This is a genomic window from Streptomyces venezuelae, from assembly GCF_008642275.1.
GTDB classification, from domain to species: Bacteria; Actinomycetota; Actinomycetes; order Streptomycetales; family Streptomycetaceae; genus Streptomyces; species Streptomyces venezuelae_E.
Map to the genome: position 1 here is coordinate 5458379 of NZ_CP029189.1, position 20017 is coordinate 5478395.

At 73.4% G+C, this 20017-nt stretch carries 14 protein-coding genes; 11 read left to right on the forward strand and 3 right to left on the reverse strand.

Annotated elements, in window-relative coordinates; all coding sequences use genetic code 11:
- Positions 1-115: 115 nt before the first annotated feature.
- From rimP to DEJ51_RS24555, 9 genes are all read left to right on the forward strand, one after another.
- Entirely contained in the window at positions 116-628 is a 513-nt protein-coding gene (gene rimP / locus DEJ51_RS24515) for a ribosome maturation factor RimP (RefSeq protein WP_150259784.1), read from the forward strand.
- Between the two features lie 2 nt (positions 629-630).
- Positions 631-1641, forward strand: coding sequence for a transcription termination factor NusA (gene nusA / locus DEJ51_RS24520; RefSeq protein WP_150259785.1), 1011 nt, complete (start codon positions 631-633; stop codon positions 1639-1641).
- Between the two features lie 145 nt (positions 1642-1786).
- The gene (locus DEJ51_RS24525) at positions 1787-2080 is read left to right on the forward strand and encodes a YlxR family protein (protein WP_150259786.1); all 294 of its coding nucleotides are present in this window, start codon (positions 1787-1789) and stop codon (positions 2078-2080) included.
- 141 nt (positions 2081-2221) lie between these two features.
- Complete coding sequence (infB, locus tag DEJ51_RS24530) at positions 2222-5338, forward strand: translation initiation factor IF-2 (protein WP_150259787.1); 3117 nt, start codon at positions 2222-2224, stop codon at positions 5336-5338.
- Positions 5339-5498: 160 nt separating this feature from the next.
- On the forward strand, positions 5499-5792 hold the full coding sequence (locus DEJ51_RS24535) for a DUF503 domain-containing protein (RefSeq protein WP_150259788.1): 294 nt from the start codon (positions 5499-5501) through the stop codon (positions 5790-5792).
- A 28-nt stretch (positions 5793-5820) separates the two neighbouring features.
- Entirely contained in the window at positions 5821-6282 is a 462-nt protein-coding gene (gene rbfA / locus DEJ51_RS24540; protein ID WP_150259789.1) for a 30S ribosome-binding factor RbfA, read from the forward strand.
- Complete coding sequence (truB, locus tag DEJ51_RS24545; RefSeq protein ID WP_150259790.1) at positions 6279-7187, forward strand: tRNA pseudouridine(55) synthase TruB; 909 nt, start codon at positions 6279-6281, stop codon at positions 7185-7187. Before rbfA ends, truB begins: the two co-directional genes overlap by 4 nt.
- A 223-nt stretch (positions 7188-7410) precedes the next feature.
- On the forward strand, positions 7411-11199 hold the full coding sequence (locus DEJ51_RS24550) for a serine protease (RefSeq protein WP_150259791.1): 3789 nt from the start codon (positions 7411-7413) through the stop codon (positions 11197-11199).
- Positions 11200-11325: 126 nt separating this feature from the next.
- Positions 11326-12282, forward strand: a complete 957-nt coding sequence (locus tag DEJ51_RS24555) for a bifunctional riboflavin kinase/FAD synthetase (protein WP_150259792.1) — start codon at positions 11326-11328, stop codon at positions 12280-12282.
- A gap of 66 nt (positions 12283-12348) precedes the next feature.
- Here the strand turns inward: DEJ51_RS24555 and DEJ51_RS24560 are convergent, their stop codons facing one another.
- The 3 genes from DEJ51_RS24560 to eccE form a co-directional block, all read right to left on the reverse strand.
- Positions 12349-14781: an SCO5717 family growth-regulating ATPase gene (locus DEJ51_RS24560; protein WP_411757347.1), complete on the reverse strand. Its 2433-nt coding sequence runs from the start codon at positions 14779-14781 to the stop codon at positions 12349-12351.
- Positions 14782-14863: 82 nt separating this feature from the next.
- Complete coding sequence (locus DEJ51_RS24565; RefSeq protein ID WP_150259794.1) at positions 14864-15562, reverse strand: hypothetical protein; 699 nt, start codon at positions 15560-15562, stop codon at positions 14864-14866.
- Complete coding sequence (gene eccE, locus DEJ51_RS24570; protein WP_223835948.1) at positions 15559-16830, reverse strand: type VII secretion protein EccE; 1272 nt, start codon at positions 16828-16830, stop codon at positions 15559-15561. Before eccE ends, DEJ51_RS24565 begins: the two co-directional genes overlap by 4 nt.
- 258 nt (positions 16831-17088) lie before the next feature.
- Here eccE and eccB point away from each other — a divergent pair, with 258 nt between their 5' ends.
- Positions 17089-18666, forward strand: a complete 1578-nt coding sequence (gene eccB / locus DEJ51_RS24575) for a type VII secretion protein EccB (protein ID WP_150259796.1) — start codon at positions 17089-17091, stop codon at positions 18664-18666.
- An 11-nt stretch (positions 18667-18677) separates the two neighbouring features.
- The gene (gene mycP / locus DEJ51_RS24580; RefSeq protein ID WP_150259797.1) at positions 18678-19937 is read left to right on the forward strand and encodes a type VII secretion-associated serine protease mycosin; all 1260 of its coding nucleotides are present in this window, start codon (positions 18678-18680) and stop codon (positions 19935-19937) included.
- Positions 19938-20017: the final 80 nt, after the last annotated feature.

Genomic DNA, 20017 nt, shown 5'->3' on the forward strand with positions numbered 1-20017 from the left:
CGGTACCCGGGGCCCTGTCCACAGGGCGGACGGCAACACCCCCCGACACCGGATACCCTTTGACCTGACACACGACGGAAACCACAACAGCACACGCGGCCGAGGAGTCACCCGGATGAGCACCACCCAGAGCGACAGGCTGCGCGGACTGCTGGAGCCGCTCGTCGCCGCCAAGGGCCTGGACCTCGAAGAGATCGAGATGTCGCGGGCGGGCAAGCGCCGGATGCTGCGGATCATCGTGGACTCCGACGAGGGCGTGGAACTGGACGCGTGTGCCGAGCTGAGTCGCGAGGTCTCCGACAAGCTCGACGAAACCGATGTGATGGGTGAGGACGAGTACGTCCTCGAAGTCAGCTCGCCGGGCGCCGACCGCCCGCTGACCGAGCACCGTCACTACGTACGGGCCGTCGGCCGCCTCGTGAAGTTCCAGCTGTCCGCCGAGGACGCCAAGGGGGCCGGGGAACTGGTCGCCCGCATCCTCGACGTCGACGACGAGGGCCTGGACCTCGAAGTACCGGGCGTGAAGGGCCGAAAGGCGACCGCCCGACGTATCGCATTCACCGACATCGCCAAGGCGCGTGTCGAGATCGAGTTCAACCGCAAGGACAAGAAGGAAGAGGAGGCGTAGCCGTGGACATCGACATGAGTGCCCTGCGGGGTCTGGTCCGGGAGAAGGAGATCTCCTTCGACCTGCTCGTCGAAGCGATCGAGTCGGCCCTCCTCATCGCGTACCACCGGACCGAGGGGAGCTTCCGCCGCGCTCGCGTCGTGCTGGACCGCACCAACGGTCACGTGGTCGTGTGGGCGACGGAAGACCCGAGGGATCTCGAAGAGGGCCAGGAGCCCAAGGAGTTCGACGACACCCCGTCGGACTTCGGCCGGATCGCCGCGACGACCGCCAAGCAGGTGATCCTGCAGCGTCTGCGCGACGCCGAGGACGACCTGACCTTCGGCGAGTTCGCCGGCCGCGAGGGCGACGTCATCACCGGCGTCGTCCAGCAGGGCAAGGACCCCAAGAACGTCCTCGTCGACATCGGCAAGCTGGAGGCCATCCTGCCGGTGCAGGAGCAGGTCCCCGGCGAGGAGTACACGCACGGTCTGCGCCTGAAGGCGTATGTCGTGCGGGTGGCGAAGGGTGTCCGCGGCCCGTCCGTGACCCTCTCGCGCACCCACCCCAACCTGGTGAAGAAGCTCTTCTCGCTGGAGGTCCCGGAGATCGCCGACGGCAGCGTCGAGATCTCGGCGATCGCCCGTGAGGCCGGTCACCGCACCAAGATCGCCGTCCGGTCCACCCGTTCGGGCCTGAACCCCAAGGGCGCCTGCATCGGCCCGATGGGCAGCCGCGTACGCAACGTGATGGCCGAGCTGCACGGCGAGAAGATCGACATCGTCGACTGGTCGGACGACCCGGCGGAGATGGTCGCGAACGCGCTGTCACCCGCCCGGGTGAGCAAGGTCGAGGTCGTCGACTGGGACTCCCGGTCCGCCCGGGTGACCGTGCCGGACTACCAGCTGTCCCTGGCCATCGGCAAGGAGGGCCAGAACGCCCGCCTCGCCGCGCGGCTCACCGGCTGGCGCATCGACATCCGTCCCGACACCGAGGCGTCCCCGGAAGCCGACCGGGACCGGGGCGGGGAATAAACCGCTACCGTCCGGGCTTCCCCGGACGGTAGACAGGGTCCGCCGCCGCTGTTCCGGCGGCGGATACAAGACAACACGACAGCCGTTCGATCCTTCCCCCGCGACGTGCCGGGAGAGAGGTCGGTGCGGGGAGGTAGACTTAGGCGTGTCTGGCCGGACGCAAGCCCGCGCATGCCCCGAACGCACCTGTGTGGGGTGTCGGGAGCGAGCGGCCAAGAACGAACTGCTGCGCGTCGTGGCGGACGGGGACGCATGCGTCCCCGATCCACGCGGTACGCGGCCGGGACGGGGTGCCTACCTGCACCCCGCCGCGGTCTGCCTCGACCAGGCGATTCGCCGCCGTGCGTTCCCCCGGGCCCTTCGGTCCGCCGGAGCGCTCGACACGGAGAACCTGCGCAAAGCCGTGGCCGGTGAGGCCGGGCACACCGTAAAGAAGTAGTACGGCACGGATACCCCGTGCGGTCAGGTACCTCGCGAGTTGGAAGTAGGTCGAGATTGCGATGAGCACTCGATGAGTACGCGATGAGTACGCCCATGAAGTAGCGACGGTCCGGCGTAACCCGGACCTAAAAGGAGCGAAGTGGCTAAGGTCCGGGTATACGAACTCGCCAAGGAGTTCGGGGTGGAGAGCAAGGTCGTCATGGCCAAGCTCCAAGAACTCGGTGAATTCGTCCGTTCGGCGTCCTCGACGATCGAGGCGCCGGTTGTACGCAAGTTGACTGACGCACTGCAGGGGCCCGGCGGCAACGCCGGCAAGTCCGCTGCAAAGCCCGGCGCGCCCCGCAAGGCCGCGCCCGCCAAGCCCGCGGCGCCCTCCCCGGCCGCCGCGGCACGTCCCGCTGCCCCGAAGCCCGGAGCGCCGGCCCCCAAGCCGGCCGCCGCCGAGGCTCCGACCGCAGCCCCCGTGACGCCGGCCGCCTCCGGCCCGCGTCCCGGCCCGAAGGCTCCGGCCGCCCCGAAGCCCGCTCCGGCGGCGCCCGTGGCGACCGAGTTCTCCGCGCCCCCGGCGGCTCCCGCCGCCCCGGCGCGCACCGAGCGTCCCGCCGCGGCGCCCGGCCCCCGTCCGACGCAGCAGCGTCCGGGCCAGGGTGGCCAGGCCGGCGCCCGTCCCGGCGCCCCGCGCCCGGCCGGCGCCACTCCCGGTGCCCAGGCGCCGCGTCCCGCCGGAGCCCCCGGCTCCCAGGCGCCGCGTCCGCAGGGCGCCCGTCCGGCGGGTCCCCGTCCGGGCAACAACCCGTTCACCTCTGGTGGCTCCACCGGCATGGCGCGCCCGCAGGCGCCCCGTCCGGCCGGCGCGCCCCGTCCCGGTGCCCCCGGCGCCGGCGGCGGCCAGGGTGCTCCCCGCCCGCAGGGTGGTCCCGGTGGCGCTCCGCGTCCGCAGGGTCCCGGCGGCGCCCGTCCGACCCCGGGCGGCATGCCCCGTCCGCAGGGCGGCGCCCCGCGTCCGGGCGGTGCTCCCGGCGGTAACCGTCCCAACCCGGGCATGATGCCGCAGCGTCCCGCTGCCGGTGGTCCCGGTCCCCGTCCCGGCGGCGGCCCCGGTGGCCGTGGTCCCGGTGCGGGCGGTCCCCGTCCCGGTGGCGCCGGTCGTCCCGGTGGCGGCGGCTTCGCCGGCCGTCCGGCCGGTCCCGGCTCGCGTCCCGCGGGCGGCGGCGGCTTCGGCGGTCCCCGTCCGGGTGGCGGCGGCTTCGGCGGCGGTCCGGCCGGCGCCGGCGGCGGCGGTCGTCCCGGCTTCGGTGGTCGTCCCGGTGGTCCCGGTGCCCGTGGTGGCACGCAGGGTGCCTTCGGCCGTCCCGGTGGTCCGGCCCGTCGTGGTCGCAAGTCCAAGCGTCAGAGGCGCCAGGAGTACGAGGCCATGCAGGCCCCGTCCGTCGGCGGCGTGATGCTGCCGCGCGGTGGCGGCGAGACCGTGCGCCTGTCGCGCGGTGCCTCCCTCACCGACTTCGCGGAGAAGATCAACGCCAACCCGGCGTCGCTCGTCGCCGTGATGATGAACCTCGGCGAGATGGTCACCGCCACGCAGTCCGTCTCCGACGAGACGCTGGAGATGCTGGCCGGCGAGATGAACTACGTCGTCCAGATCGTCAGCCCGGAGGAAGAGGACCGCGAGCTCCTCGAGGGCTTCGACATCGAGTTCGGCGAGGACGAGGGCGGCGAGGAGTTCCTGCTCCCGCGTCCGCCGGTCGTCACCGTCATGGGTCACGTCGACCACGGTAAGACCCGACTGCTCGACGCGATCCGCAAGACGAACGTCGTCGCGGGCGAGGCCGGTGGCATCACCCAGGGCATTGGTGCCTACCAGGTCTCCACCGACGTCAACGACGAAGAGCGCAAGATCACCTTCATCGACACCCCGGGTCACGAGGCGTTCACCGCCATGCGTGCCCGTGGTGCGAAGTCGACCGACATCGCGATCCTCGTGGTCGCGGCCAACGACGGCGTCATGCCGCAGACGATCGAGGCGCTCAACCACGCCAAGGCCGCCGGCGTCCCGATCGTCGTCGCGGTCAACAAGATCGACGTCGAGGGTGCCGACCCGGTCAAGGTGCGCGGTCAGCTCACCGAGTTCGGTCTGGTCGCCGAGGAGTACGGCGGCGACACGATGTTCGTCGACATCTCCGCCAAGCAGGGTCTGCACATCGACTCCCTGCTGGAGGCCGTCGTCCTCACCGCCGACGCCTCGCTCGACCTGCGCGCCAACCCGGAGCAGGACGCTCAGGGTATTGCGATCGAGTCCCACCTCGACCGTGGCCGCGGTGCCGTCGCCACCGTCCTCGTCCAGCGCGGTACCCTCCGCGTCGGCGACACGATGGTCGTGGGCGATGCCTACGGCCGTGTGCGCGCCATGCTCGACGACAAGGGCAACAACATCGAGGAAGCGGGTCCCGCGACCCCCGTCCTGGTCCTGGGTCTCACCAACGTCCCCGGCGCCGGCGACAACTTCCTCGTCGTCGACGAGGACCGCACCGCCCGTCAGATCGCCGAGAAGCGTGCTGCGCGCGAGCGCAACGCCAACTTCGCCAAGCGCGTCCGCCGGGTGTCCCTGGAAGACCTCGACTCGGTCCTCAAGGCCGGTCTGGTCCAGGAACTCAACCTCATCATCAAGGGCGACTCGTCCGGTGCGGTCGAGGCTCTCGAGTCCTCGCTGCTCCAGCTCGACGTCGGCGAAGAGGTCGACATCCGCGTCCTGCACCGCGGTGTGGGTGCGGTCACCGAATCGGACATCTCGCTGGCGATGGGCTCCGACGCCATCGTCATCGGTTACAACGTCCGTGCCGTCGGCCGTGCTGCGCAGATGGCGGACCGCGAGGGCGTCGACGTCCGCTACTACTCGGTGATCTACCAGGCCATCGAGGAGATCGAGGCGGCCCTGAAGGGTCTCCTCAAGCCCGAGTACGAAGAGGTCGAGCTCGGTACGGCGGAGGTCCGCGAGGTCTTCCGCTCGTCCAAGCTGGGCAACATCGCCGGTGTCCTCATCCGGTCCGGCGAGGTCAAGCGCAACACCAAGGCGCGGCTCCTGCGCGATGGCAAGGTCATCGCCGAGAACCTCACCATCTCCGGTCTGCGCCGCTTCAAGGACGACGTCACCGAGATCCGCGAGGGCTTCGAGGGCGGTATCAACCTCGGCAGCTACAACGACATCAAGATCGACGACGTCATCGCGACGTACGAGATGCGCGAGAAGCCGCGCGCGTAAGCGCGAGGCACATCGCACCAGGTCGTAGCGCGTCACACCGGGGCCGGTCGGCGGAATATCCGTCGATCGGCCCCGGCCGTTGCGTGTACGGTTCTGGTGACCCTGCCGAGCGACGGCCGGCAGGCCACCGAACCCGCACCGGCGGGATATCCGGAACTGCATGTACGTGGGGACTCTGTCCTTCGATCTGCTCCTCGGCGACGTTCACTCGCTGAAGGAGAAACGCTCCGTGGTCCGGCCCATCGTGGCCGAGCTCCAACGCAAGTTCTCCGTGAGCGCGGCTGAAGTGGGCGACCAGGACCTGCACCGCAGGGCCCGGGTGGGGGTCGCTCTGGTGAGTGGGGACGCGGGGTTCCTCTCGGACGTACTCGACCGCTGCGAGCGGCTGGTCGCGGCGCGTCCGGAAGTGGAGCTGCTGTCCGTACGACGGCGCCTCCACGGTGATGAAGACTGACAGCAAGACATAAGAAGGAGACGGACCAGTGGCCGACAATGCGCGGGCGAAGAAGCTGGCGGACCTCATCCGGGAGGTGGTGGCGGAGAAGCTGCAGCGCGGAGTCAAGGACCCCCGCCTCGGTACGCACGTGACCATCACGGACACCAGGGTCACCGGCGACCTGCGGGAGGCCACGGTCTTCTACACGGTCTACGGCGACGACGAGGAGCGCGCCAGCGCGGCGGCGGGCCTGGAGAGCGCCAAGGGCGTCCTGCGCTCCGCGGTCGGCCGGGCGGCGGGCACCAAGTTCACGCCCACCCTGACCTTCGTCGCGGACGCCCTCCCGGAGAACGCCAAGACGATCGAGGACCTCCTCGAAAAGGCACGGACCTCCGACGCCCAGGTGCGCGAGGTGTCCTCCGGCGCCCAGTACGCCGGCGACGCCGACCCGTACAAGAAGCCCGGTGAGGACGCCGACGACTCCGACGAGGACGCAGCCGCGGAATGAGCACCAACGCAGGGAAGACTCCGGACGGCCTTGTCATCGTCGACAAGCCGTCCGGCTTCACTTCGCACGACGTGGTCGCCAAGATGCGCGGGATCGCCAAGACCCGCCGCGTCGGCCACGCCGGCACGCTCGACCCCATGGCGACGGGCGTGCTGGTCCTGGGCGTGGAGAAGGCCACCAAACTCCTCGGCCACCTCGCGCTCACGGAGAAGGAGTACCTCGGCACGATCCGCCTGGGCCAGGACACCCTGACGGACGACGCCGAGGGCGAGATCACCTCCTCCACGGACGCCACCGGCGTCACCCGGGAGGCCGTGGACGCGGGCATCGCCAAGCTGTCCGGCGAGATCATGCAGGTCCCGTCCAAGGTCAGCGCCATCAAGATCAAGGGCGTGCGTTCCTACAAGCGCGCCCGCGACGGCGAGGACTTCGAGATCCCGGCCAGGCCGGTGACCATCTCGTCGTTCCAGGTGTACGACATGCGTGAGGCGGAGGCCGAGGACGGCACGAAGGTCGTCGACCTCGTCGTCTCCGTCGTCTGCTCCAGCGGTACGTACATCCGCGCCCTCGCCCGTGACCTGGGCGCCGACCTCGGCGTCGGCGGGCACCTGACCGCGCTGCGCCGCACGCGCGTGGGCCCGTACAAGCTCGACAAGGCACGGACCCTGGACCAGCTCCAGGAGGAGCTGACCGTCATGCCCATCGGCGAGGCGGCCGCCGCGGCCTTCCCCCGCTGGGACCTGGACGCCCGGCGCGCCTCGCTGCTCGCCAACGGCGTGCGGATCGACATGCCGCAGGAGTACGAGGCCGGCCGCACGGTCGCCGTCTTCGGGCCGCAGGGGCAGCTGCTTGGACTCGTCGAGAACAAGAACGGCAAGGCCAAGTCCCTCGCGGTCTTCGCCTGACCGTTGACGTGGAGCGGTGAGCGCACAGGTACTGCCGCTCACCGCTCCACGACCCCCCTCGGGTAGGTCTCTATCCACCCGGACCCCTGTATTCACCCGTCCGAGCAGGCGCTCGGAGTGAATGGAGGGAGCGTAAGGGGGCGCTTTCACCTCGCGTGCTTTTCGTGCTGATCTTCACCTGCCTACCGTCGTGGAACGGGGCGTTGCAGGGAGTGGTGCGGCCATGGCGGAGCTCGTCAAAATCTGCGATCAGGCCGGGCGGGAGCGCGGCAGCGGGTTCGTCGCCGACGACCGCGGAACGGTCGTCACCGGTCACGAGGCCGTCGACGGCCTGACCCGGGTCGTGCTGCACGCGCCGGGACGGACCTGGATCGCCGAGGCGGCCGACGTGACCGCGCTGCCCGGCCTGGCGCTGGCCCTCATCCGCACCGACGGACTCGGGGTGCGGCCGCTTCCGGTGGCGCCGCGCGAGCTGATCGATCCCGGGACCTACGTACGGCTGCCCGCGCGGGGATGGCGGCAGGCGCGGGTGCTGGGCGCAGCGGAGGTCAGCCACCCGGCGGTGGACCGGTCCCACGCCCTTCCCACGGGCGTGGCCGTGGAGCTGGCGATCGGCACCGACGGCCGGGACGCACTGCTGCTGGGCGGGGAGGCCTGTGGGGGGCCGGTCCTCGACGCCAGGACCGGAGCGGTGCTCGCGGTGGTGGGCACCACTCTGCGGGCGGACCACCGCTCCGGAGGCTTCGCGGTGGCCCTGCGGGCAGCCGCCGACGCCGAGCCGGACGGCCCGCTGGCCGCCCTGCTGGAGCGCAACGCCGCGACCGTGCCCGGCCACGGAGCCGACCTGAACCTCGCCGGGGCGCTGGAACTGACCGCCACCACTCTCCCCTCGGCCGGGCCGGAACCCGTGGAACGCCCGGGCACCGCCGCCGAGCTGGCCGCCTTCACCACCGGCGAGCGCCCGGTCCTCGGCCTCGTCGGAGACCCGGGCACCGGCCGCACCACGGCCCTCGCCGCCCTGGCCCTGCACCGTGCACGGGGAGCCTGCCCGGCACCGACCCTGTGGCTGCGCGGCGCGGACCTGCAGGCCGCCGACACCTCCCTGGCCGACGCGGCGACCCGGGCCCTGACGGAGGCAGCCCGCATCACGCGATCCGCCCGCCCCGAAGCCCCCACCACACCGCCCCCCACGACGGGCACGGCCGACGGCACCGGTTCCGGCGGGTCCGGGGGCGTGCCGGCTGGTTCCGGCGGGTCCGGGGGTGTGCCGGCTGGCTCCGCCGGTTCCGAGGGTGTGCTGGCTGGTTCCTCCAGGCCCGGGGGTGTGCCGGCTGGTTCCGGTGGGACCGGGGGTGTGTCGGGGCGATCCCCGCAGGGCGCCGAACGCACTGCCGCCGAGCGTTCCGACCCCTCGTCACGTTCGGCGCCCGAGGAGACGCCCCGGCGCGCACCCGGCCCCACCGGAACCCCGCCCGACACCCGGCACATCCCCCCGCCACCCACGCCCGCCGGGCCCACCCCCGCAGGCCGGGCCCCCGCCGGAGGTACCCCCTCCGGGCCCGCCCCCTCCGGGCCCGCGTCCGCCGGAGCCGCCTCCGGTCGGCCCGGCCCCGCCGAGGAATCCGCTGCCCCGGCGGGAGCCGCTTCGCACCTTGCGCACGTCGTCGCCCGCGCCGGCCGACGCCTCCTCGTCGTGCTCGACGCCCCGGAGGAGATGCCGCCGGAGCTCGCCCACCGCCTCGGCCCCTGGACCACCGCCACCGCCGAGTGGCTGCACGCGACCGGCGCCCGGCTGGTCGTCGCCGCCCAGCCCGAGTACTGGGAAGCGGCCGGCGCCCTCTACCCGCCCGAGGCACTGCACACCCCGGCCCGCCCGGCCCGGCGGCTGCCGCCCGCCCTGCCCCTCGCGGACCTCGACGCCGCCGGGGCCGAGGCCCTCCGGGCCCGCCTCGGCATCCCCGCCGACGCCGTCCGGGAGGCCGACGCGCGGCACCCGCTCACCCTGCACCTGCTCGCCGGGGTCCGCGCCGCCGAGGTGACCGCCGGCCGCCCCGGCCGCGACGAGGTCTTCGCCGCGCACCTGGACCTGATGTGCCTGCGCACCGCCGTCCGCATCGCCGCGGCCTGCGCCGACGCCGGGGGCGCCCGGGTGCACGGGCCCGGGGTGCGGCGGCTCGCGGCGCGCGTGGCCGGCCGGGTCCACGAGGCCGCGCGGCGCGCCCTGGGGCCAGGGCAGGGGCAGCTGGACCGTGCCTCCTTCGAAGAGCTGTTCCCCTGGCGCACCGGCTGGGCCTCCGCGGTGCTCACCGAAGGGCTGCTCGTACCCGCCGGGCCCGGCTACCGCTTCGCCCACGAGGAGCTGTCCGACTGGATCCAGGCCGCCCACCTGGACGTTCCGTCGGCCCTGCGCCTGCTCGTCCACGGTCCCGCCGAGCCCGGGCTGCCCGTGCCCCGGCACCGGATCGGCCCGGTCCTGGAGGCCCTGCGCAGGCTCGCCCCCGACCGGCTGGGGGGCGAGCTCACGGGGCTGGTCCACCGGCTCAACCGCTTCACCGAGCAGCCGGAGCGGGCCACCGCCGACCGTGCCTGGTGGGCCGCCCGGCTGCTGCGCGAAACCCTGCTCCGGGCCCCCGACGCCCGCCCCCACCTCCCCGTCCTGCACGCCCTCGCCGAGCACGTGGCCCGGGCCGGCCCGGGGGAGTTCGGCGGCTGGTTCTGGAACCGGCTCCGGCTGCCCGAGCCCGACCGGCTCGACCTGCTGCGCCGGCTGCTGCCCGCCGACCCCGCCGAGGCGGTCCCCGGCGACCGCTACCTCGACGCCGCGGCCCGCCGCCTCACGCGGGACCCGCAGCGCGCGCAGCCACTGCTCTGCGCCTGGTTCACCGATTCGCGACGGCTGCGCGGCCGCCCCGGGGCCACCGTCGCCGCCGCCGCGCAGGCCCTGCTGCACACCCACCGCGGGCTCGCCGTGGACGATCTCACCGAGGCGCTCGTCACCACCGCACACCCGCGCGCGGACGAGCTGCTCGCCGTACTCGCCGAGGAGGAGCCCTCCGCCCTGTGCCGGGCCGTCGCCCGCTGGGCGCACGACGAACGGCCCGGGCGGCGGGTCGCGGCCGCCGCCTACGGACTCGCCACCGCCCCGCACGTGCGCACCCCCGCCGACCGCGAGCTGCTGCGCCACGCCGCCCGGGCGCTGCTCGCCCGCCCGGCCGACACCACCCTGCACGGCAGTGCCCTCGCGATCCTGCTCCGCGACCCGCAGGTGCGCGGCCGCTACCTGCCCGACGCCCTCGCCTGCTTCCGCGATTCCGAGTCGGGCTCCAGGCTGCCCGCGGCGGCGCTGGTCGCGGCCCTGCCGGTGCTGCCCGACCCGGACGAGGTGTTCGACGCCCTGCGCGCCCGGGCCGACGGGGAGGTGGTGCGCGCCCTGGCCGCGCTGACCACGCCGGGGCTGGCCCGCCGGGCCGCCGAGCTCGTACGGGAGCACCTCGCGCGGTGTCCCGGGGACGCCCCGCACGCCGCCTTCTTCGTGGACCGGCGGCTCGACCAGGGACCGGCCGCCGCGTCGGTGGTGCGGCCGCTGGTCCTGGACCTGCTCTTCGGTGCGCCGGCCGGGGTGCGGGCGGAGCTGGCCGTCGTACTGGCCGCGCCCGGCGGGGCGGCCTCGTACCCGCTGCGGGGGGAGCTCGCGGACACCCTGCTGCGCGAGGAGGCCGATCCGGACGTGCTCGACGTGTTCCTCGGGGCCCTCGCCGCGAAGGCCGCCGTGCGCGCGGAGGACCGTACGCGGGAGCTGCTGCGGCGCACCGGACGGCAGCTGCTGCGGGCCCCGGGCGGGGCGGCGGTCTTCGAACGGCGGACGGTGGAGCTGGCCCGGGCCGAACCGGCCTTCGGGGCGCTGGTGGCCCGCTGGCTGGCGACGGCGGGAGCGGAGGCCGCGGCCCTGCTCGGGCCGAGTGCCCGGCGGACGGTGGAGACGCTCAGCAGGGCGGCCGCCGATGTGACGTGACGACAGACACGGTGGCGCATCCAGTCAGATGCCGATGCGGGGCACCGGCCACCGGCATGGCAGTCTTAGACCTGCAATCGGCAATCAGTTCAAGGACTAAACGGGTTCGGGCGAGGAGCGGTCACAGTGCAGCGCTGGCGTGGCTTGGAGGACATCCCCCAGGACTGGGGACGCAGCGTCGTCACCATCGGCTCCTACGACGGCGTGCACCGGGGACATCAGCTGATCATCGGTCGGGCGGTGGCCACGGCGCGTGAGCTCGGCGTCCCGTCCGTGGTGGTCACCTTCGACCCGCACCCGAGCGAGGTGGTCCGCCCCGGCAGCCATCCGCCGATCCTGGCCCCCTACGACCGGCGTGCCGAGCTGATGGCCGGGCTGGGCGTGGACGCGCTGCTGATCCTGCCGTTCACGGCGGAGTTCTCCCAGCTGTCCCCGGCCGACTTCATCGTGAAGGTCCTCGTCGACAAGCTGCACGCGCGCGCCGTCATCGAGGGCCCGAACTTCCGCTTCGGCCACCGGGCCGCGGGGAACGTCGACTTCCTGCGCGAGCTGGGCTCGACGTACGACTACGCGGTGGACGTCGTGGACCTGGTCGAGCGGGGCGAGGCGGGCGGCGGGGTGCCGTTCTCCTCGACGCTGGCCCGCAGGCTGGTCGCGGACGGCGACATGGACGGCGCGGCCGAGATCCTGGGGCGCCCGCACCGGGTCGAGGGCGTGGTGGTGCGCGGTGCGCAGCGCGGGCGCGAACTCGGCTACCCGACGGCGAACGTCGAGACGCAGCCGCACACCGCGATCCCGGCGGACGGGGTCTACGCGGGCTGGCTGACGGCGGACGGCGAGCGGATGCCTGCGGCGATCTCGGTGGGGACGAACGTGCAGTTCGACGCGACCGAGCGGACCGTGGAGGCGTACGCGATCGACCGCGTGGGGCTGGACCTGTACGGGATGCACGTCGCCGTCGACTTCCTCGCCTACGTGCGGGGCATGGCGAAGTTCGAGTCGCTGGACGGGCTGCTGGAAGCGATCGCGGACGACGTGAAGCGGGCGCGGGTGCTGACGGACGCGTACGACATGAAGCGCTGACGAGACACGAAGCGGAAGGGCCCGTACCACCCCAGGGGTGGTACGGGCCCTTCGCCGTGCGGCAGCTCAGCCGAGGCGCGGGTCGCGCGGGGGCTGCTGGGGGTGGGGCGGCGGCTGCTGCGGGGCATGGGGCTGCTGCCAGGGCTGGCCGGGCTGGGGGTACGGCTGGCCGTAGGGCTGGGGCTGCTGGGGCTGCGGCGGCTGCTGGTACGGGGGCTGCTGGCCCTGGGGCTGGCCGTACGGCTGCGGCTGCTGCGGGGGCTGCTGCCCGTACGGCTGCTGCGGGGCCTGGGGCTGCTGCGGCGCACCCCAGTGTCCCTGCGGGGCCTGCTGCTGGGCCCGCAGGAAGTCCTCGGCCACGAGTGCGGAGAGGTTGAAGTACGCCTCGCGCGTCTTGGGCCGCATCAGGTCGAGATCGACCTCGGCGCCGGCCGCGAGGTGCTCGTCGAACGGCACCACGACGACACCGCGGCAGCGGGTCTCGAAGTGCTGCACGATGTCCTCGATCTTGATCATCTTGCTGGTCTCGCGGACTCCGGAGATGACGGTGAGGGAGCGCGAGACGAGGTCGGCGTACCCGTGCGCGGAGAGCCAGTCGAGGGTGGTGCTGGCGCTGCTCGCCCCGTCCACGGACGGGGTCGAGATGATGATCAGCTGATCGGCCAGGTCCAGGACGCCGCGCATGGCGGAGTAGAGGAGGCCGGTGCCCGAGTCGGTGAGGATGATCGGGTACTGGCGGCCCAGCGTCTCGATGACGCGGCGGTAGTCCTCGTCGTTGAAGGTCGTGGAGACGGCCGGGTCCACGTCGTTGGCGATGATCTCCAGGCCGGAGGGCGCCTGCGAGGTGAACCGCCGGATGTCCATGTACGAGTGCAGGTAGGGGATCGCCTGCACCAGGTCGCGGATCGTCGCGCCGGTCTCGCGGCGCACGCGCCGGCCGAGGGTACCGGCGTCCGGGTTCGCGTCGATCGCCAGGATCTTGTCCTGCCGCTCGGTGGCGAGGGTCGCGCCGAGGGCGGTGGTGGTCGTGGTCTTGCCGACGCCGCCCTTGAGACTGATGACGGCGATGCGGTAGCAGGACATGACCGGGGTGCGGATCAGCTCCAGCTTGCGCTGGCGCTCCACCTCGGCCGCCTTGCCGCCGAAGCGGAACCGGCCGCCGACGCCGTTGTTGTTCTTGGGCTTCTGCTTGTTACGCAGCAGACGGTCGGACGACAGCTCGACGGCGGCGGTGTAGCCGAGGGGCGCTCCGCCGCCGGTCTGGCCGGCCGAGTAGCGAGGGTCGTGCGGCTGGGGCTGCGGCTGGTGGTGCTGAGGGGGCTGCTGCGGCCCCGGCCCGGCCGACCACTGGCCGGCGGTGCGCGGGTCGTAGTGCTGCGGCTCCTGGGGCTGTGGTGGTGCGGGAGCCGGCGGTGCGACGGGGTAGGCGTCCGGGGTCCCGAACGCGGGGGGCGGCGCGGGCAGTTCGCCGACAGGTCCCCCGAACGGGGTCTCCGTGACGGAGGGCGGCGCGTCCGCGGGGCCGACCGGTGCCGGCGGCGGCACCGCCACGGGCTGCTCGGCGGGCGGGAGTACGGGCGTTCCCTCGGCGGGAGTGTCCTGCGGTCCGGCCCAGGGCGCGGCCGGGACCTCCGCCGCCGCCTCGGCGGCCGGCTCCGCGACGGGCGCCGACGGCAGGGCCGGGTACGGCGTGACCACGTCGACGGGCGGCAGGGCCGGGAACGGCACCACGGGCGGGGCGTCGGCGGGAGCCGGCTCCGCAGCGGCCTCCTCGGCGGCGGGAGCGGGCGCGGACGCGGCTACGGGCACATCGGCGACCGGGGCCGGTACCGGCAACGGCGCAAGGGGGGCCGGTGCTTCGAGCACGGGAGGGGCATCCTCGACCGGAGCCGGAGCCGGAGCCGGAGCCGGAGCCGGAGCCGGAGCCGGAGCCGGGGTCGCATACGGCACGGCCGACTCGACGGGACCCGGACCCGGACCCGGACCCGGAGCCGGGGCCGGGGCCGGAGCATCGACCGAAGCCGGAACCGCAGCCGGAGGCTCGACCGGCGCCGCAGACGCAGACGCAGCCGGAGAAGGAGACGGCGCGGGGACTTCGGCCGGTGCGGGCACCGGGGCCGGAGCCGAGTACGGCAGGGCCGTAGGCGGGTACACCGGGGCAGGGTCGGCCGGGGCCGCGGGAGCGGGCGGGAACGGAGCCGGCAAGCCGGCGCCGTCGGACGGCGTCCGCGGAGCCGGCGGCGCGATCCGCATCGTCGAGGGGGAATCCAGCTCGGACGGGCGGTGCGGCTCGAAGCCGCTGCCCTCGGGCAGTCCCGGTACCCGCGCGGCCGGGGCTGCCCCGCCCTGCATGTACCAGGCAGGCGGGGTGTAGTCGATGGTGAACTCGCCCGTCACCTCGGGCTCCGCGTCGGACTGATCGTCCGTCGGGACGTCCCACGTCCCGCCGCGCCTCTCGTTCCGATCGCCGCTCACTGGTCCTCCTGGTCTGTCGCACACTGGTCCGGCGCCCACCTCGCCGCGCCCGGACCCACCCTAATCGCGCCCCGACGCCACTGTCCGCCCGCCTCGGGGAGCCGGGTCAGTCGATGCGGCGGGCCCCGCCCAGCAGGCCTGTCTCCGCGTCCGTCCCCTGCGTCATCACGAACTGGCGGTCCCGCGGCGTGCACCACAGGGTCACCCCGTCGCCCAGGGTCGGCAGGGACTCCACCGCCTGCCTCGGCAGCCGCATCAGACGGCCGATCTGGTCCGCCTCGTCCGGGGACACCCGCTGCACCCCCACCAGGGACGACTGCTGGAGCAGACGCGGTGCCGTCGGGCTCAGGTAGGGCAGCAGGGTCAGCACCGACTGCCACGGCCCGGCCACCACGCGCCCGCGCGGCGGCCGCATCCCGCAGTCGCGGACCACCAGCACCGGACTGCCCGCCGAGGCGCCCTGCGGCGGAATCCGGCCCACCTCGTGCAGGGTCACGCACTGCTGTCCGCCGCCCGCCGCCTGGGCCAGCCCGGACCACACCTGCCCGCGCCCGGTCTCCACCGCCACGCGCGCACCCGTGGCAGCGGCGCGCAGCGCCAGCACCTGGGCCGTCCACAGGCCGCCGATCAGCGTCACCTCGTACGGCGTGGGCCGGTTGATGCCGAGCACGGCCGACCGGCCCTCGGCGTCCACGCCGATGACGACCCCGTCGTCGCCGACGGGCAGCGCCAGCAGATCGAGGTCCGCCGCGGGCACCATGTGCCGCTCCCGACGCGGGCCGACCAGCCCGAATCCGCCCCTCATCGAGCCCCTCCCAGCGGCAGCGAAGCCAGCAGCCCCGGTACCTGTTCACGGTCGAGCCGGACCAGCCCCGTCTTCACGCCCCGTGCCGTCCGCTCCAACTCGCGCCGTGCCGCGACCAGTTCCTCGTCACTGCGCCCCGTCACCCGTACGTGTCCGGTCAAGGTGACGCCCTGTCGCTCCGCCGGGGACATCGTCAGACTGAAGTTCGTCGCGAGCGCGGGCAGCGAGGTGAGGAGCGCCACGAACTGCGGCAGCGCCGCGCCCGCGCCGCCCAGCTGCGGCCAGCGGCCTATCCAGTACGTCGTGTGCCGCCGGTCGTCGCAGCGCCAGGTCCGCGAGGTCTCCTCGGTCCGCCGGCCGGTGCTGCTCGACCGCCCGGCCTGGGTGATCGCCATCGGGTTCGCGCACGAGGAAGTGGCCAGCGCGGCCGTCAGCTCCTGCTCGGTCAGCACGGTGGCCGTGAACCCGGCCCCGGCCAGCCGGCTCGCCAACTGGTCCGCCGCACGCACCAGACAGCGCTGCGCGCCGGCCAGCCCGCCGCCGCGCGCGGTGACCGCCTCCGGGCACAGCTCCGGGTCGAGCTTGAGGGCGATCCACGTCAGCCGGACCGCCGGAGTACCCGTCCGGGCCTGCAGCGGTGCGTAGTTGCGGGTGGCCATCGACTGCGCGGGCAGGTGCGGGGCCGGCGCCGGCTGGGTGTGCTGCACGAGCTGTGCGGACTCCAGCCGGATGCCGTCCACTTCGAGGATGTCCCGGACGACGGCCAGCGGCAGCGGCCGCGCCGCCCGGTCGGGCCGCAGCGCGGTGGCGTCCGTGTCCACCTGGACGACCGCGGTCAGGAAGGTCCCGTCGCCGACCATCCCGACCGGACGGCGGTCGCGGTCGCTGAAGGTGAGGGTGCGCAGCGCCGGATCGGCCTCGACCAGCGGGGCCAGTCCCGGCTCGGTGCCCGCGGGCACGGTGAACGACGCGGCCCGGCGCCGGCGCGTACGCAGGGCGAGCGCGCCGCCGATCCATTCCGGCAGGGAGCGCTGGTGGCGGCGTACGACCGCGAGCACCACCAGGACGAGCGCCAGTACGCCGGTGGGAACCAGCAGCAGCGGTTCGACCACCCAGGCCACGAGCAGGGCCGCTGCCGCGACTTGGAGCAGCACGAGCTGTTGCAGTCGGAACGGACCGAAGCGGCCGGGGCTCGACTTCGGATGCGGCGTCACCCCGGCGCGTGCCGGTGCGGGCGCCCCGGTCTGTTGCTCCGTCGCGGTGGCCATCACTCGCGCACTTCCCCTTTCCGGGGCCGGACCCCATGAGTCCCGGCGCTGCACGGCACCTGCCGCGCGACCCCGGAATCTCCCCAATCCACCCCAACAAGCCCTGTTTGACCCGGTGCGGAGGGGGCTGGGCGGCAGCCTCACCCTACCCGGCCCCTTCATACCGTCCGTCAAGAGGCATAGTAGGTGCCCGGTCCGACAATCGAGGCCCGGGGACCGTACTCACCGGCCGGGCCGTGCGGGGAGAAGCAGGCGGTCATGGCATCACGACGTGATGAGCTCAACGCGTACACCTTTGCGAAGCGGCGCACGGTGGCCGCGTTCCTCCAGCCATCCGCCACGGGCACCGAGGAAGGCGCGCCGCGCCCGTTGCGCGCCGTCCTCCCGGGGCTGATCGTCGGTGCGCTCGTGCTCGCCGGCTTCGGCGCCTGGGGCATGTTCAAGCCGACGGCCCCCAAGGGCTGGGCGGAACCGGGGGCCAGGGTCATCGTCGGCAAGGAATCGACGACGCGCTACGTGGTCCTGACGACGAAGGTGGGCGGCAAGGACCAGACCCGGCTGCACCCGGTCCTGAACCTCGCCTCCGCCCGACTCCTGCTGGATCCGTCGAAGTTCAAGGTGATCCAGGTCGAGGACAAGGTCCTCGACGCGGGCAACCCGCCGCGCGGCCCCATCATCGGCATCCAGTACGCCCCGGACCGGCTGCCCTCCAAGGAGGAGGCGGGCAAGGCCAAGCGCTGGGCCGTCTGCCAGCAGCCGGGCGGCAACGGCCGCGGTGTGCAGACCGCCACGTTCGTACTGGCCGACCGGGAGGCGGCCAAGACGGACGACGCCCGCAGACTCACCGACACCCAGGCGCTGTACGTGCAGAGCACGGCCGCGGGCCAGGAGCGCTACCTGGTCGACGCGGCCGGGACGAAGTACAAGTTCCCGGAGGGCACCCCGGCGGCCGGGACGATGACCAACGCGCTCGTCGGCACCGGCGCCACCCCGCAGCTCGTCAGTCCGGAATGGCTGGGAACCCTCAACTCCGGTGACGACCTGTCCTTCCCGCCGCTGCCCGGCAAGGCCGCCACCGACGCCGGGGTGAAGGGCCTGGGCACCGCCGACAACAAGGTCGGGATGGTGCTCAAGGCGCAGACCGGCTCCGGAGCACAGCATTACGTGGTGCTGCCCGGGAAGGTCGCACCGGTCTCCGACTTCGTCGCCTGGCTGCTGATCTCGGCTCCCGCGACCGACGGCCTCAACATGCACGGCAAGCCCCGCGAGGTCGACCTCCAGTCGATCAACCCGGACGCCGCCCCGTTCGCGGCCGACGTCAAGTGGCCCCAGAAGAAGACCGAACGGATCAACCAGACGACGCCGCCCGCCGGCACCCAGACCAGCGGGGCCAACAACCGCGACACGGTCTGCAGTGTCCTGCGCTCGGTCGACGGCCAGGGGAACCAGACCCTGAGCACGTGGGCCGGTACCGGCTTCCCGGTCGACATCACCGCCAGTGGCACCAGTGCGTACGTCACGCCCGGCTCGGGTCTGCTCTACACCCAGGTCCAGGGCAAGCAGACCACGGCCGGAGGCTCCCTCTTCCTGGTCACCGACACCGGCCTGAGGTACGCCGTCCAGGCCAACGGCGACAGCGACTCCGAGCAGTCGAAGATCGGCGCCCCCGACCAGTCGAAGACCGGCGCGGACGGCCGCCCCGAGGCGAGCCAGGCGCAGGTCCGGCTCGGCTACGGCGGCGTCAGCCCGGCCATGGTGCCCATCGCCTGGTCGGAGTTCCTCTCCAAGGGGCCCCGGCTGGACACCAACTCCGCCCGTCAGCCCCAGGGTTCGTGAGGAAGCCGCCGATGACCCACACCCACGCGCCCCGGCGGACCCTCCTGGCCGCGGCCTTCGCCCTCACCCTGGCCTCGGGTGGCACGGGCACGGCTGCCGCCGCCGACGGAGCCCCCGCGCCGCAGGCCCCGTACGCGCTGCGCGTCGACGGCGCGGGGGAGTGCACCTTCCCGATGAAGAAACAGATCGAGGACCGGCCCTGGGCCCTGCAGCGGCTGCTGCTCGACGAGCTCTGGGCGCAGACCAAGGGCAAGGACAAGAGCGGCAACAGCGTCCGCGTCGCGGTCATCGACACCGGGGTGGACCGGGCGAACCCGCAGCTCAGCGCGGCCATCGACACCGGAGCCGGCAAGGACTTCGTCGACCCCAAGGGCGGTGACGGCACGGCCGACACCGTCGGCCACGGCACCAAGGTCGCCGGGCTGATCGCGGCCCGCCCCCAGCAGGGCACCGGCTTCGTCGGTCTGGCCCCGGATTCCACGATCATCCCGATCCGGCAGAACGACGGACAGGGCAAGGGCAACGCGCTGAACCTGAGCCAGGCCATCGACCACGCCGTGGCCAAGGGCGCCCAGGTGATCAACATCTCCCAGGACACCGACGCGCAGCTGACCGCCGACTCCGAGCTCGGCAAGTCGGTCCAGAAGGCCCTCGCCGCCAACATCGTGGTGGTGGCCTCGGCGGGCAACGACGGCATGAGCGGCCAGAAGCGCAAGACCTACCCTGCGGCCTTCCCGGGCGTCCTCGCCGTGGGAGCCTCGGACCGCAACAACGAGCGGGCCCAGTTCTCCCAGCCCGGTGACTTCATCGGGGTGGCGGCCCCCGGCGTCGACATGGTCTCCACCGTCCCCGGCTTCGGCCAGTGCATCGACAACGGCACCAGCTTCTCGGCGCCCTACGTCGCCGGAGTCGCCGCCCTGCTGCGCGCCAAGCACGCCGACTGGTCCGCACAGCAGATCGTCTGGCAGATCCAGAACACCGCCGAGCGCGCGGTCAACGGCCGGGACGACTGGGTGGGTTGGGGCGTCATCGACCCGGTGCGCGCGCTCTCCCACGACCAGCAGGCGCCGACCGCCCCGGTCCCCGACCCCGGCCCGCCCCCGGCGGCCGCCCCGGAGGCGGCGCCGATGCGGCTCACCGAGACGGCCCAGGAGCGCGAGGAGCGGTACGGCACGTACGCTCTCGGCATCGGTGCGGTCCTGATCGCCGTCATCGCCGGAACGGCGACGGTCGTCCGGGACTCCCGCAGGCGTGGGCGCCGTTTGCAGTGAACGGTCACAGTTCATCTACGGAACGGCCCAACTGGTGTTGGGCCGGTGGGATGAACTGGCTAGAGTGACACCAGGCTTCA